Source organism: Buttiauxella ferragutiae, assembly GCF_022637515.1.
In the GTDB taxonomy this organism is placed as follows: Bacteria; Pseudomonadota; Gammaproteobacteria; order Enterobacterales; family Enterobacteriaceae; genus Buttiauxella; species Buttiauxella ferragutiae.
In genome coordinates, this window is sequence record NZ_CP093332.1 from 191,674 (window position 1) to 206,728 (window position 15,055).

Consider the following 15,055-nt stretch of genomic DNA (forward strand, 5'->3'; position numbering starts at 1 on the left):
TTACAAACGCGCCACGTAAAACGTGGCGCGGGAATTCGTAGGGTGGATAAGCAAAGCGTCACCCACCATTTCAACTACGGTTTAAACTTATCTGTCGAACAGGTAATGATTGACCAGGTTTTCCAGTAATTCCTGATGCCCACTTTGATGCTGTGGATTCAGGTCATGCTGTTCAGCGTACTGTGCAATTTGTGAAAGCGACATTTGCCCTTTCAGAATTTGCTGACCAAGTTCACCATTCCAACCGGCATAACGTTTCGCAACGCGTTTATCCAGTTCGCCATCTTCAATCATGCGTGCGGCAATTTTCAGTGACAGCGCCATCACATCCATCGCACCAATGTGCCCATAGAACAAGTCGTACTTATCGGTACTCTGACGGCGCACTTTGGCGTCAAAGTTCAGGCCGCCAGTGGTGAAACCACCTGCTTTGAGAATTTCGTACATCACCAGTGAGTTTTCTTCCACGCTGTTCGGGAACTGGTCGGTATCCCAGCCCAGTTGCGGGTCGCCACGGTTGGCATCGACGGAACCGAAGATGCCCAACGCAATGGCGCTGGCAATTTCGTGATGGAATGAGTGACCGGCAAGTGTCGCGTGGTTCGCTTCAATGTTTACTTTGATCTCTTTTTCCAGACCGAACTGCTTCAGGAAACCGTAGACCGTCGCAACATCGTAATCGTATTGGTGCTTGGTTGGCTCCTGCGGTTTCGGTTCGATAAGCAACGTGCCGCGGAAACCAATTTTATGTTTGTGCTCAACCACCATCTGCAAGAAGCGGCCAATTTGTTCACGTTCCTGGCGCAAATCGGTATTGAGCAGGGATTCGTAACCTTCACGGCCACCCCAAAGCACATAGTTTTCGCCGCCCAACTGGTGAGTGGCATTCATTGCGGTGACGACTTGCGTTGCCGCCCAGGAGAATACTTCTGGATCTGGGCTGGTCGCAGCACCTGCGCCATAACGAGGATTGGTAAAGCAGTTGGCTGTACCCCACAGCAATTTCACGCCGCTTTCTTGCTGCTTTTTCGCCAGCACTTCGGTCATTTTCGCGAAGTTATTCAGGTACTCTTTCAGCGATGCGCCTTCTGGCGAAACGTCCACATCATGGAAGCAGTAATACGGGACATTCAGCTTGTGGAAGAACTCGAACGCCACATCAGCTTTTAATTTTGCCAGGCCTAATGCGTCGCCAGCTTGCTGCCACGGACGTTCAAACGAACCGGCACCAAACATGTCGGCACCATTCCAGCAGAAGTTATGCCAGTAACAAGCGGCAAAGCGCAGGTGTTCTTCCATACGTTTACCCAGCACGATTTCATCTGGATTGTAGTGACGAAATGCCAGTGGGTTAGCGGTTTTAGGGCCTTCAAAACGTACACGTTCAAGTTGGTCGAAATAGGCTTGCATAATTGACTCCGTAATCAGGGGGAATATACCCGTCGTCCTTCAAGATGCAGGGGTGTTGGCTGCTCTCACTCACCCGAATCACTTACCTGAGTAAGCTCATCGGGATTCATTCGATTGCCGCCTTCCTGCAACTCGAATTATTTTGGGTATAGCAAGTAAGCGATTCTGTAACCATCCTGTATTTTCCCTGGAGTTTGCTCAATTACGTTATTTCACACTGTGATTAAGAGAATGCTCAAATGTGCGCTGCCTCGCAAAAAATGTTGAAAATAATGAATGAAGTATCTTTATGGTTATTCCAATAAATAAAGCAACGAATGCATTTGTTAAATTAAAAGCAGATCGCCATCATAAATTAGAAATTAAACCAAAAAACGTAATGGGAAGATGAAAATCTGTAATTGCTGGATTTGTATTCACAGTCAACAATTCGAACCGGTCAACAGATGTTAATAATTTTTAATCCGATTTATCCCACCCTACACAGGTATAAAAAAATGCGAATGAAGATTAAGAACCTCTTACTAACGTTGTGTGCCTCGCTTGTTCTAACCAGTGCCTGCAGTATCGCCAAAGAAGTTAAAATCGGCATGGCAATTGATGATTTACGCCTGGAACGCTGGCAGAAAGACCGCGATATTTTTGTTAAGAAAGCCGAATCTTTGGGGGCGAAAGTCTTTGTACAGTCCGCTAATGGCAACGAAGAAACGCAAATGTCGCAAATAGAAAACATGATCAACCGTGGCGTGGATGTGCTGGTCATTATTCCTTATAACGGCCAGGTATTGAGCAACGTGATTGCCGAAGCCAAAAGAGAGGGCATAAAAGTATTAGCTTATGATCGCATGATTAATAATGCCGACATTGATTATTATATTTCATTTGATAATGAAAAAGTCGGTGAGCTTCAGGCACAAAGCATTGTTAATCAAGTACCTTCTGGTAATTATTTCCTGATGGGCGGTTCGCCAGTTGATAATAATGCGAAGTTATTCCGTCAAGGGCAAATGAAAGTATTAAAACCATATATTGATAGCGGGAAAATAAAAGTCGTCGGCGATCAATGGGCTGATGGTTGGTTGCCTGAAAACGCATTGAAAATCATGGAAAATGCGCTAACGGCTAATAACAATAAAATTGATGCGGTTGTGGCATCAAATGATGCGACAGCTGGTGGGGCAATCCAGGCGTTAAGTGCGCAAGGGTTGGCGGGCAAAGTGGCCATTTCTGGGCAAGACGCCGATTTAGCCGGTGTAAAACGTATTATCGCCGGTACGCAGACCATGACGGTTTATAAGCCAATCACCCAACTCGCAAATACAGCAGCGGAAATTGCCGTTGAACTGGGCGAGGGCAAACAACCGGCATCGGATGCCAAGCTGAATAATGGCGTTAAAGATGTCCCTTCACGCCTTCTTACTCCAATCGAAGTCGACAAAGCTAATATCGACAGCACCATTGTGGCTGACGGTTTCCACAAAAAGAGCGAGCTATAACCTGCTGCGCCCGTGTTTTCCCACGGGCGCTATCCTGTAACCAGGTAAAGGAGGGGCTATGCCTTGTTTACTGGAAATGAAAAATATCACCAAGACCTTCGGCGTCGTGAAGGCGGTTGATAGTGTCAGCCTGTCAGTAGATTCCGGTGAGGTGATGTCACTTTGTGGTGAAAATGGCTCCGGCAAATCCACGCTGATGAAAGTACTTTGCGGTATTTACCCTTACGGCAGTTACGAGGGTGAAATCTGGTTTGCCGGGGAAAAACTGCAGGCGAGCCATATCCGCGACACCGAACGCAAAGGGATTGCGATCATTCACCAGGAGTTGGCGCTGGTTAAGAATTTGACGGTGCTGGAAAATATTTTCCTTGGGGCAGAAATTTCACGGCATGGTGTGCTGGACTACGACAGCATGACCCTTCGTTGCCAAAAGTTGCTCGCGCAGGTGAGCTTAAATATCTCTCCGGATACCCGCGTAGGGTCGCTTGGGCTGGGGCAGCAGCAACTGGTCGAAATTGCCAAAGCGCTGAATAAACAAGTGCGATTGCTGATTCTCGACGAGCCAACGGCCTCGTTAACAGAGCAAGAAACGGCGGTGCTGCTGGGAATTATTCGTGACCTGCAAGCGCACGGCATCGCCTGTGTGTATATCTCCCACAAGCTCAATGAAGTTAAAGCGATTTCCGATACCATTTGCGTTATCCGCGACGGAAAACCGATTGGTACACGCGATGCAGCACTCATGCAGGAAGAAGACATCATTACCATGATGGTTGGGCGTGAGTTAACCGCGCTCTACCCAAATGAACCGCATCAGACCGGTGATGAAATTCTTCGCGTTGAGCATCTTACTGCCTGGCATCCCGTCAACCGGCATATCAAACGCGTCAACGATATTTCATTTTCACTGCACAAAGGCGAAATCCTTGGAATAGCGGGGCTGGTTGGCGCAGGGCGAACCGAAGCGGTTCAGTGCCTGTTCGGCGTTTGGCCCGGGAAATCTGAAGGTCGTATTTTCATTGATAACGAACCTGTCGCTATCAGCAATTGCCAGCAAGCTATTGCCCACGGTATTGCCATGGTGCCTGAAGATCGAAAAAGAGACGGCATCGTGCCGATTATGGCGGTAGGGCAAAACATCACCCTTGCCGCCTTGAACCAGTTTTCTGGAGCTCTCACTCACCTTGATGACGCCGCAGAACTTAACTGCATCCTGCAATCAATTGAGCGGTTAAAAGTGAAAACTTCGTCGCCTGATTTGGCTATTGGCCGCCTGAGTGGTGGTAATCAGCAAAAAGCAATTCTGGCGCGCTGTCTGCTGCTCAATCCTCGCATCCTGATTCTGGATGAACCCACGCGCGGCATTGATATCGGTGCGAAATATGAAATCTACAAACTGATCAACCAACTGGTGCAGCAAGGCATTGCGGTGATTGTTATCTCATCTGAATTGCCGGAAGTGCTCGGTCTGAGCGACAGAGTGCTGGTGATGCACGAGGGGCGAATCAAAGCCGACCTGATTAATAACAATTTGACCCAGGAACAGGTTATGGAAGCTGCACTGAGGAGCGAAAAGCATGTCGAAAAGCAATCCGTCTGAACTGAAACTCACGGCACCAGCAGCTTCACCTTTTGCGGGGGTGCGGGCGCTAAATCTACAGGTTTTTGTCATGATTGCCGCGATTGTGGTGATCATGTTGTTCTTTACCTGGACCACTGAAGGCGCCTATCTCAGCGCCAGAAACGTTTCCAACTTACTGCGCCAGACAGCCATTACCGGAATCCTGGCGGTCGGCATGGTATTCGTCATTATCTCTGCGGAAATTGACCTTTCTGTCGGCTCGATGATGGGCTTGCTGGGTGGTGTGGCGGCGATTTTTGATGTCTGGTTAGGCTGGCCGTTACCACTGACTATCGTCGTGACACTGGCGCTTGGTCTGGTGTTGGGGGCGTGGAACGGTTGGTGGGTGGCTTATCGCAAAGTCCCTTCGTTCATCGTCACGCTCGCCGGCATGTTGGCATTTCGTGGCGTTTTGATTGGCATTACCAACGGCACCACTGTTTCTCCAACCAGCGTCGATATGTCGCAAATCGGGCAAAGTTATCTGCCGGACGGCATTGGCTTTGGTATCGGCACCTTAGGGCTGGTCGCTTTTGTTGCCTGGCAATGGCGGATGCGTATTCGCCGTCAGGCTTTGGGGCTGGCAACACCAGCATCGACAGGCGTTGTCGGGCGGCAGGCTATCACCGCGGTCATCGTACTTGGCGCAATCTGGCTGCTCAATGATTACCGCGGTGTGCCAACGCCGGTATTGATCCTCACGCTCTTACTGCTGGCTGGCATGTTTATGGCGACCCGCACTGCATTTGGGCGGCGCATTTATGCGATTGGCGGCAATATCGAAGCGGCACGACTTTCTGGTATTAATGTTGAGCGCACCAAGTTGGCCGTTTTCGCTATCAACGGGTTAATGGTAGCAATTGCCGGGTTGATTCTAAGCTCACGTCTGGGGGCTGGTTCACCGTCTGCCGGGAACATTGCTGAGCTTGATGCCATCGCCGCATGTGTGATTGGTGGCACCAGCCTCGCGGGAGGCGTGGGCAGCGTTGCCGGAGCGGTGATGGGCGCCTTTATCATGGCTTCTCTGGATAACGGAATGAGCATGATGGATGTGCCCACGTTCTGGCAATACATCGTCAAAGGGGCGATTTTGCTGCTGGCGGTATGGATGGATTCGGCGACCAAGCGCCGCGCATAAGAGTGTGCAAAGGATCACAATGCCGGGGCCAGGTTCCCCGGCATTGTTACAGTTATGGTATTGCACATACGGTTTTGTCATCAGGAATGAAAAAGTATGTTTGAGAAACGTCATCGCATTACGTTGTTATTCAATGCCAATAAAGCCTACGACCGCCAGGTGGTGGAAGGGGTTGGCGAATATTTGCAGGCGTCTCAATCTGAGTGGGACATTTTTATTGAAGAGGATTTCCGCGCTCGTATCGATAACATCAAAGAATGGTTAGGCGATGGGGTGATTGCCGATTTCGATGATGCGCAAATCCAGCGTTTGCTCGACGGCGCTGACGTTCCAATTGTGGGTGTCGGTGGGTCATATCATTTACCCGAACATTATCCACCAGTGCATTACATCGCCACTGATAACCACGCATTAGTGGAAAGTGCATTTCTGCATCTTAAGGAGAAGGGCGTTCAGCGTTTTGCATTCTATGGTCTGCCGAACTCGAGCGGTAAACGCTGGGCAATGGAGCGCGAATATGCCTTTAACCAACTGGTGGCGAAAGAAAAATACCGCGGTGTGGTTTATCAGGGAATAGAAACGGCGCCGGAAAACTGGCAACACGCGCAAAATCGTTTGGCTGATTGGGTGCAAACGCTGCCTCCACAGACTGGGATTATCGCGGTGACAGATGCTCGTGCGCGGCATCTGCTGCAAGTCTGCGAACATCTGCATATTCCAGTGCCGGAGAAGCTGTGTGTGATTGGCATTGATAACGAAGAGCTGACGCGTTACTTATCACGCGTAGCACTTTCATCGGTCGCACAAGGGACAAGGCAAATGGGGTATCAGGCGGCCAAATTACTGCATCGCTTGATGGACAACGAACCGCTCGCCTTACAAAGAGTTCTGGTGCCACCGGTACGCGTGGTCGAACGGCGCTCAACGGATTACCGTTCTTTGCACGACCCTGCCGTGATTCAGGCCATGCACTACATCCGTAATCACGCCTGCAAAGGGATAAAAGTGGAACAGGTGTTGGATGCGGTGGGGATCTCGCGTTCAAACCTGGAGAAGCGTTTCAAAGAGGAAGTTGGCGAGACGATTCATGCAATGATTCACGCCGAAAAACTGGAAAAAGCCCGCAGCTTGTTGGTCTCTACATCCTTGTCGATCAACGAAATATCGCAGATGTGTGGTTATCCCTCACTGCAGTATTTCTATTCAGTGTTTAAGAAAGAATATGACGCGACGCCGAAGGAACACCGCGAAAGGTATAGCGAAATATTAGTCTGATGAATGATTTGGGGCAAAAAAAAACGCCTTCAATATGAAGGCGTGAATTTATTACTTATTATTAACAATCTATTTTAATTATTTAGTTCGGTGCCATAAAACGCTGATTGGTTTGGTACATCGCAAATAGATAGTTGTTATAGCTACTACCCTTCGTGGAATACCCTTTCAGCTTATGAATCATATTGCTGGCTGTAACTTCTTGATCCGCTTTGCGCAATTGTGCGCGTGATTTACGGAAAGACTTATAGGCCGGATGCGTATTCAGATTTGTTACGTAAGAGTTAACGCCTTCTTTAACTGAATCGTAATGCAAATAGCCTTTTACTTTGCCTGGTTCGCTGTTGCAATGGCGCTTGCTGCACTTCATGCCAAACAAGTTGTTATTGCTACGCGCGAGTTTAGACGTACCCCAGCCACTCTCGGCTGCGGCCATCGTTGCTACCATATTGGTAGGAATGATGTCGACTTTTTCCATCAGTGTGTTCCACGGCACGCGCTTAGTATTACCGTTCCACGCAATTTTATAGCGCTTAGTAATATCTTTCAGACGCGTACGCTCTGATGGTGACCAACGCTGCTCATACTGTTTAGAAACCAACCAGTTACGGTCAGCAGTGATGGCGGCATTTTGGCTCTTAATATATGGCATGACCGTCCGGAGAAACGCTTTTTTTCTAGGTGTTCCGGAAGGGTATTTTCGCAAATCAGGGAGCGATGCAATTTCACTATTGCGAGAATACTCTTTCTTACTACTTGCCAATTTCTTACTTTGTGTATTCGTGCTTTTTGTCTGAACTAAAGGGGCTTTATGCGATTTTGGCTCATGTTTACTTGCTAATACCCCAGCTGAAAAACTGAAGGTCAGTAACATAAGTATCGCAGCCCCAAATCGTCGGATTGGGGTTGATATCATTAGATCTCCTGGTCGGATCGTTACGTTGCCAGTGCCTTAATTGTCGAAGGTTTCGAAAAAAGGAAAGGCAGATACTAACAAAAATAGACCTCTTGAGCACCAAAAGAAATAATCCGATTCTTAAATGATGTCACGTACGAACTTCTTATGACGGCAAAAAGTGTCATATTTTGCGATGGTTATCCCATATTTTATTGAATTGATACCGCCATCACTCACCCTATTATCTCCTCCCCAACTATCCATTTTTGGGATGAACTCTGCGACTAAAAATAGTGCCACACTGGATAAAAGATAATCGCGGGCTTAACCCTATGAAAAAATTACCTCTGTTGTTTCTTTTGTTTCCAGGCCTTGCGCAATCCGCGTGGACAGCCCCTGGAATCCCTGCGTTCAAAGAGCAAACTGCAGGCGTCTTTGTCAGTGAGGCAAAGCTGTCAAAAGGCACACTCCCGCTGAGCCTGAAACTCAACCAGACCTGCTGGCAGCCCGCAGAATCCATTAAACTGAATCAGGCACTTTCGTTAAAACCTTGCGAGGGCGAGGCACCCGTCTGGCGGCTATTCCGGGACGGCGAATACCAGATTCAAATTGACACCCGCAGCGGTACTCCCACGCTTAGCCTGGGTATTAATAGCGAAGCGCAAGCTGTGCCAGTTGATGTGACTCGCCAGTGCCCTAAATGGGACGGCCAACCGCTCACTGTTGATGTCAGCAAAACTTTTGCTGAGGGCAGCGAAGTGCGCGATTTCTACAGCGGTGCGACGGCAACGGTCAAACAAGGCCAGATTACCCTGATGCCTGCCGCAAACAGCAATGGCCTGTTGCTGCTGGAATCCGCGAGCACCAAACAGGCGGCACCGTTTAGCTGGCACAATGCCACCGTTTACTTTGTGCTGACCGACCGTTTTGAAAATGGTAATCCAAAAAACGACAACAGCTATGGCCGCCGCAAAGATGGAATGCAAGAAATCGGCACGTTCCACGGCGGTGACCTCGCGGGGTTAACTCAAAAGCTCGATTACCTGGAGAAACTGGGCGTGAACGCGTTGTGGATTAGCTCGCCGCTGGAACAAATCCACGGCTGGGTGGGCGGCGGTACCAAAGGGGATTTCCCGCACTACGCCTACCACGGCTACTACACAATGGACTGGACCAAACTCGATGGCAATATGGGCACCGAGGATGAATTACGCACGTTAGTGGATGAAGCCCATAAGCGCGGGATGCGTATCCTGTTCGACATTGTGATGAACCACACCGGCTACGCAACGCTTGCCGATATGCAGGAGTATCAGTTTGGCGCGCTCTACCTTCAGGGGGATGAGCTGACGAAAACCCTCGGTCAACACTGGACGAACTGGAAGCCAGGTCCGGGACAAAGCTGGCACTCATTTAATGATTACATCAATTTTGGCGATAAAGCAGCCTGGCAAAACTGGTGGGGTAAAAACTGGATCCGTACCGATATTGGCGATTACGACAGCCCAGGTTTTGATGACTTAACTATGTCGCTGGCGTTCCTGCCGGATTTGAAAACGGAATCCACGCAAGCGGCGGGTTTGCCGATTTTTTACCGTCATAAACCTGATACTCACGCTAAAGAAATTGCGGGCGATACGGTGCGAGATTATCTGACTCATTGGCTGAGCCAGTGGGTGCGTGATTACGGCATTGATGGTTTCCGGGTCGATACCGCGAAACATGTCGAAAAAGCAGCCTGGCAGCAACTTAAAGAACAGTCGGTTAGCGCACTGGCTGAATGGAAAAAAGCCAATCCAGAGAAGAAGCTGGATGACACCCCTTTCTGGATGACCGGAGAATCCTGGGGGCATGGTGTGATGAAAAGCGATTACTACAACAGCGGCTTTGACGCGATGATCAACTTTGATTACCAGGAACAAGCGGCAAAAGCAGTGGATTGTTTATCGAATATCGATCTCACCTGGCAGCAAATGGCGACTAAGTTGCAGGATTTTAATGTTCTTAGCTACCTTTCGTCGCACGATACCCGCCTGTTCCGCGAGGGTGGCCAGCGTGCTGCAGAGTTACTGCTTTTAGCTCCGGGGGCAGTACAGATTTTCTATGGTGATGAAACAGAACGCCCGTTTGGCCCAACAGGTTCTGACCCGCTGCAAGGTACGCGTTCAGATATGAACTGGGGACAAAACGTTGCCACGCTTTCCCACTGGCAAAAAATCAGCCAGTTCCGCGCCCGTCATCCGGCCATTGGCGCGGGCGAGCAGAATACGGTGAGTATGAGGCAAGGGTACGGTTTTACGCGTGAATCCGGCGATGACAAAGTGCTGGTGGTTTGGGCGGGCAACCAGTAAATGATGGCGGATGACGCTGCGCTTATCCGCCCTACAAATTCCCCGTAGGCCGGATAAGCGCAGCGTCATCCGGCGGAAAAATATCAGCACTTAATGCTTTTAATATGAATTAAAGCAGCATATTGACCACGAGACGCTAATCTTAATGCGTTTGCACCGCGTCTTTTACGGCGTTATGGTTAGCCTCTTTTGATGGTCAAAGACAGATCTACGTTATGACGTTTTCACTTTTCGGCGACAAATTTACCCGCCATGCAGGCATTACCCGCCTGATGGAGGATCTGAACGATGGTCTGCGCACGCCTGGAGCGATCATGCTCGGTGGTGGTAATCCTGCGCAAATTCCTGCAATGAATGACTACTTCCAGGATCTGCTGGCAGACATGCTGGCAAACGGGAAAATGACCGACGCTCTCTGTAATTACGATGGTCCGCAGGGGAAAAGTGAGTTACTTGACGCGCTTGCGGATATGCTGCGCAAAGAATTAGGTTGGGATATTACTCCGCAGAATATTGCACTGACAAATGGTAGTCAGAGCGCGTTTTTCTACTTGTTTAACTTGTTTGCTGGCCGTTATGCCGATGGCAGTACCAAAAAGGTGTTGTTCCCACTGGCACCGGAATATATCGGCTATGCTGATTCCGGCCTTGAAGAAGACCTGTTTGTTTCGACGCGTCCTAATATTGAACTGCTGCCCGAAGGCCAGTTTAAATATCATGTAGATTTTGAACATCTGCATATCGGCCCTGATACCGGGATGATTTGCGTCTCACGCCCGACCAACCCAACGGGCAACGTGATTACCGATGAAGAGCTGATCAAACTCGATGCGCTGGCCAATCAACACGGTATTCCGCTGGTTATTGATAACGCGTATGGCGTTCCATTCCCGGGGATTATTTTTAGTGAAGCCCGCCCGCTGTGGAACCCAAACATCATCTTGTGCATGAGCCTGTCCAAACTGGGCTTGCCGGGTAGCCGTTGTGGCATCATCATCGCCAATGACAAAATCATCTCAGCTATCAGTAACATGAATGGGATTATCAGTCTGGCTCCGGGTGGTGTTGGCCCGGCAATGGCGTGTGAGATGATCAAGCGTAACGATTTGCTGCGCTTGTCCGAAACCGTTATCAAACCGTTCTATTATCAGCGAGTTCAGGACACGATCGCGATTATTCGTCGCTATTTGTCACCAGAACGCTGCTTAATTCACAAACCAGAAGGGGCGATCTTCCTGTGGTTGTGGTTTAAAGACCTGCCGATCTCCACGGAATTGCTTTATCAGCGCCTGAAAAAACGCGGTGTGTTGATGGTGCCGGGGGATTATTTCTTCCCAGGGCTCGATAAACCGTGGCCGCACACGCATCAGTGCATGCGCATGAACTACGTGCCGGAGCCTGAGAAAATCGAAGCCGGTGTGAAGATTCTTGCCGAAGAGATTGAGCGCGCGTGGGCTGAAGCGAAGTAATTTGTGAAATGGCGGATGGCGCTAGCGCTTATCCGCCCTACAACGATTACCGTAGGTCATACAGCAGCGTCATCCGACGATCCATAACCGAATTAACGCACCACCAAAGAATCGTACCCCTTCCAGCGGTAGTTCAGCATCGACACAATCCAGCAGCCAATAAACAGCCCAACCACGATAAAGCCCGCATTGCCGAGGTTTTCATTCAACGCATCAACCCATTTCCATACACCACTGTGCAGGTCGAATTTATCCGCCAACAACCCTAATGCTTCCATGCCGCCGATAAACAGCGCCACCACAACCGAGGTGCCGGTAATCGTCATATTGTAATAAAGTTTGCGCTGCGGTTTGTTAAACGCCCAGCCGTAAGCGCCAACCATAATCATATTGTCGAGCGTATCAATCAGCGCCATCGCGCTGGCAAACAGCGCCGGAAACACCAGAATCGACCATATCGACATCCCGCTAGACGCGCTGGCGGCAGAAATGCCCAGCACGCCAATTTCTGTTGCCGTATCAAACCCTAAACCAAACAAAAAACCGACCAAATACATATGCCAGCTTTTATTGATCAGCTTGAATGTGGAGCGGAACAGCCAGCTCATCATGCCGCCACCAGTGAAATCAGTCGCCTCGGCAGACAACGGTTCACCACGCTTGAGCTGGTGAAAATTGCGCCATACGCCACGTAAAATCACCAGATTAACCAGTGCCATTGCCAGCAAAAAACACGCCGATACGGCCGTGCCAATCACGCCACCAACCTCATGGAACCAGTCCATATCATTCTTAAATGCCGCAGCGGTTGCGGCAATCGCGATTGAAGCCAGCACCACAATGCTGGAATGACCGAGCGAGAACCAGGCACCAATACCAAACGGGCGTTTCCCTTGCTGCATCATCTTGCGCGTCACGTTATCAATTGCTGCGATGTGGTCGGCGTCGACCGCATGGCGCAGGCCGTAGCACCAGGCCAGTAAACTTGCGGCCATCAATGCCGTGCTGTGGTGAAACGAAACCAGCGCCCAGGCCCAGGCGGCAAGGTTTGCGGCAACTAAAACAGCCAGCAAAACAGCGGCGCGCGGGTTGTCACGAAGAATACGCAAGAACATCATTTTATCCTTGTGAAGGAAGGTGGAAGCGGGCGGCGGCAACCAGCGCCTGGCCCAATGCAAGGGCACCGTCACCGGCTGGCAACTGTGTCGGGAAGAGCAGATTGAAATCCGCTAGGTGATACGAAAATCTTTCGCGCATCAGCTGGTTATGCAGCACGCCACCGCTGAATACGATGGTTTTAATCGCCAGCTTGTCTGCGTGGCTGCGGGCTAAATCAGCCAACCCTTTTGCCAGCGCATCATGAAAAGCCCAGGCGCGAGCGGGTGCACAGTCGTGCCAGTTCAGCCATTGCTGCCAGAACACCGCCATATCGAGTTGGCCTTTGATAAGCGGCAGGGTAACAGGATGCAGACACGCACCACTTTGTGACGCCAGCGCTTCAAAGCGACAGGCGGCTTCCCCTTCGTAGCTTTGCTGTAGCGGAGCGCAGTTCAGCGCCGCCGCAGCTGCATCAAACAGGCGGCCCGTGGAGGAGGCTCGTGGGCTGTTAATCCCACGCGCAATCGCCGTTGCCAGCAGCGGCCAGTTTTGTTCGCGCACCACGGCGGTTTCAGGGCATTGTTGCCAGTCCGGCACAAAAGCCAGGCATTGGGCGAACAGGTTGCGCCACGGCTGGCGAGCGGCGAGATCGCCACCCGGCAGCGCTACAGCGGGCAAGCCACCGAGATGTTCGCAATCGCGATAGTTCACCCGCAGGCACTCGCCGCCCCACAACTGGTCGTTCTCGCCGTAGCCAATGCCATCAAGGGTTAGCGCGATCGCATCACCGCCGTCCAACTGCCAACTGTGTTCCGCCATACATGCCACTGCATGAGCATGGTGATGCAAAACTTTGCTCACAGGCATGCCCATTTCCTGGCCGATGCGGGCGCTGTGGTAGCCTGGGTGGGCGTCTATCACGATCTGTTCTGGCGTAAAATCATAGGCTTCGCACATCAGTGTGCGTGCTTTTTGCCACTGCTCTTCAACGCCTTCTTCTGCGAGATCGCCAAGATGCTGGCTGAGCACCGCCTGGTTGCCACGCAGCAAGCAGAAGGTATTTTTCAGGTCGGAACCTAACGCCAGAATCGGCGGCAGGCCTGAAAAACCTGGCGGCAACGGCAGAGCATCTGGCACAAACCCTCTGGCGCGGCGCAGCATCTCACCGTTTGCCCGCACCACGGAATCATCCATTCGCTGCACGATGTCGCGGTTGTGCAACAACCAGCCGTCGGCAATATCGGCCAGTTCTTCAAGCGCTTGCTGATTGGTGATGGCTGGCGGTTTGCCATTTAAATTGCCGGATGTCATTACCAGCGGGCCGCCAAAACCCTGAAGCAAAAGGTGTTGTAGCGGGTTGGCGGGTAGCATCACGCCGACTTCGCGAAGGCCAGGGGCGATAAACGCACTTAGCCCAGGCAGCGCAGACTTTGCCATTAACACAATCGGTGCCGCAGGCGTTGTCAGTTGGGCGAGTACATTTTCTGGTAAGCCGTCTGAATCTGGCAGCATCACCGCCAGCGGTTTGGACGGGCGCTGTTTACGCTCGCGCAGCCGTGAAACCGCTGCATCGTTACGCGCATCAACCGCCAGATGAAAGCCGCCCAGCCCTTTTATCGCCACGATTTTCCCGGCTTTTAACGCTGCAATGGCTGCCTGCAAAGCGCCTTCGCGCTCAAGGTGTTGCTCATCACATTGCCAGCTGATTTGCGGCCCACATTCCGGGCAAGCGACAGGCTGCGCATGAAAGCGCCTGTCCATTGGTTCGCGGTACTCTTTTTCACACGCTGGGCAAAGTGGAAAAGCCGCCATCACCGTGTTTGGCCGGTCATACGGCATGGCATTAATAATGGTGAAGCGCGGGCCGCAGTGGGTGCAATTGATAAACGGATAGCGATAACGGCGATTGTTTGGATCATTGAGTTCGCGCAGGCAATCCGGGCAGGTGGCGGCGTCGGGGACGATTTGTGTCTCCATCGCGCTGCTGTGACTGTGGCGAATGGTGAAATCCTGGGGTAGCGTTTCCCACTGCATTGGCGATTGTTCAAGGCTATCGATACGCGCCAGTGGCGGGCAATGGGCGTGAAGCCTGGTGATAAACGCATCGGCGGTGGATGTCAGGCGCACTAACACACCCGCGCCGTCATTGCAGACATCGCCGGTGAGGCTGAGTTGTTGCGCCAGTTGCCAGACGAATGGCCGGAAGCCAACGCCCTGCACTTTGCCGCGAATGCGTAGCATCACGCCGTTAAAATTCACAATTGTTCCTTAAAACTTTCGTCCTCACCCCAACCCTCTC

10 protein-coding genes are annotated in these 15,055 nt (G+C 51.0%); 6 read left to right on the plus strand and 4 right to left on the minus strand.

The genetic code is table 11. The features are described from left to right. Positions 1–87: 87 nt before the first annotated feature. Complete coding sequence (xylA, locus tag MNO13_RS00830; protein WP_064542392.1) at positions 88–1,410, minus strand: xylose isomerase; 1,323 nt, start codon at positions 1,408–1,410, stop codon at positions 88–90. Positions 1,411–1,913: 503 nt separating this feature from the next. Here xylA and xylF point away from each other — a divergent pair. The 4 genes from xylF (at position 1,914) to xylR (ending at position 6,940) form a co-directional block, all read left to right on the plus strand. Then, on the plus strand, positions 1,914–2,906 hold the full coding sequence (xylF, locus tag MNO13_RS00835; RefSeq protein ID WP_241940103.1) for a D-xylose ABC transporter substrate-binding protein: 993 nt from the start codon (positions 1,914–1,916) through the stop codon (positions 2,904–2,906). 58 nt (positions 2,907–2,964) lie between these two features. Next, a complete protein-coding gene (locus tag MNO13_RS00840) occupies positions 2,965–4,506 on the plus strand; it encodes a xylose ABC transporter ATP-binding protein (protein WP_232887246.1) in 1,542 nt (513 codons plus the stop codon). Beyond that, positions 4,484–5,665, plus strand: coding sequence for a xylose ABC transporter permease XylH (gene xylH, locus MNO13_RS00845; RefSeq protein WP_241939428.1), 1,182 nt, complete (start codon positions 4,484–4,486; stop codon positions 5,663–5,665). The genes MNO13_RS00840 and xylH overlap by 23 nt, the downstream gene beginning before the upstream one ends. 96 nt (positions 5,666–5,761) lie before the next feature. Then, positions 5,762–6,940, plus strand: a complete 1,179-nt coding sequence (gene xylR / locus MNO13_RS00850) for a D-xylose utilization transcriptional activator XylR (RefSeq protein ID WP_064542401.1) — start codon at positions 5,762–5,764, stop codon at positions 6,938–6,940. An 82-nt stretch (positions 6,941–7,022) separates the two neighbouring features. On the opposite strand, the gene MNO13_RS00855 is transcribed toward xylR, so the two are convergent. Then, complete coding sequence (locus MNO13_RS00855; RefSeq protein ID WP_064542404.1) at positions 7,023–7,856, minus strand: protein bax; 834 nt, start codon at positions 7,854–7,856, stop codon at positions 7,023–7,025. Positions 7,857–8,170: 314 nt separating this feature from the next. Here MNO13_RS00855 and MNO13_RS00860 point away from each other — a divergent pair, with 314 nt between their 5' ends. Both MNO13_RS00860 and avtA read left to right on the plus strand, forming a co-directional pair. Further along, positions 8,171–10,189, plus strand: coding sequence for an alpha-amylase (locus tag MNO13_RS00860; RefSeq protein ID WP_241939429.1), 2,019 nt, complete (start codon positions 8,171–8,173; stop codon positions 10,187–10,189). A 215-nt stretch (positions 10,190–10,404) separates the two neighbouring features. Beyond that, on the plus strand, positions 10,405–11,658 hold the full coding sequence (gene avtA, locus MNO13_RS00865; RefSeq protein ID WP_064542409.1) for a valine--pyruvate transaminase: 1,254 nt from the start codon (positions 10,405–10,407) through the stop codon (positions 11,656–11,658). A gap of 92 nt (positions 11,659–11,750) precedes the next feature. Here avtA and MNO13_RS00870 read toward each other — a convergent pair whose 3' ends face one another. Both MNO13_RS00870 and hypF read right to left on the minus strand, forming a co-directional pair. Further along, a complete protein-coding gene (locus MNO13_RS00870; RefSeq protein WP_064542559.1) occupies positions 11,751–12,773 on the minus strand; it encodes a HoxN/HupN/NixA family nickel/cobalt transporter in 1,023 nt (340 codons plus the stop codon). Between the two features lie 4 nt (positions 12,774–12,777). After that, a complete protein-coding gene (gene hypF, locus MNO13_RS00875) occupies positions 12,778–14,997 on the minus strand; it encodes a carbamoyltransferase HypF (protein ID WP_241940104.1) in 2,220 nt (739 codons plus the stop codon). Positions 14,998–15,055: the final 58 nt, after the last annotated feature.

Excerpts from the sequence above, each read along its gene's own strand:
- xylA (WP_064542392.1), bottom strand. The coding sequence starts at position 1,410 with ATGCAAGCCTATTTCGACCAACTTGAACGTGTACGTTTTGAAGGCCCT.
- xylF (WP_241940103.1), top strand. The coding sequence starts at position 1,914 with ATGAAGATTAAGAACCTCTTACTAACGTTGTGTGCCTCGCTTGTTCTA.
- MNO13_RS00840 (WP_232887246.1), top strand. The coding sequence starts at position 2,965 with ATGCCTTGTTTACTGGAAATGAAAAATATCACCAAGACCTTCGGCGTC.
- xylH (WP_241939428.1), top strand. The coding sequence starts at position 4,484 with ATGTCGAAAAGCAATCCGTCTGAACTGAAACTCACGGCACCAGCAGCT.
- xylR (WP_064542401.1), top strand. The coding sequence starts at position 5,762 with ATGTTTGAGAAACGTCATCGCATTACGTTGTTATTCAATGCCAATAAA.
- MNO13_RS00855 (WP_064542404.1), bottom strand. The coding sequence starts at position 7,856 with ATGATATCAACCCCAATCCGACGATTTGGGGCTGCGATACTTATGTTA.
- MNO13_RS00860 (WP_241939429.1), top strand. The coding sequence starts at position 8,171 with ATGAAAAAATTACCTCTGTTGTTTCTTTTGTTTCCAGGCCTTGCGCAA.
- avtA (WP_064542409.1), top strand. The coding sequence starts at position 10,405 with ATGACGTTTTCACTTTTCGGCGACAAATTTACCCGCCATGCAGGCATT.
- MNO13_RS00870 (WP_064542559.1), bottom strand. The coding sequence starts at position 12,773 with ATGTTCTTGCGTATTCTTCGTGACAACCCGCGCGCCGCTGTTTTGCTG.
- hypF (WP_241940104.1), bottom strand. The coding sequence starts at position 14,997 with ATGCTACGCATTCGCGGCAAAGTGCAGGGCGTTGGCTTCCGGCCATTC.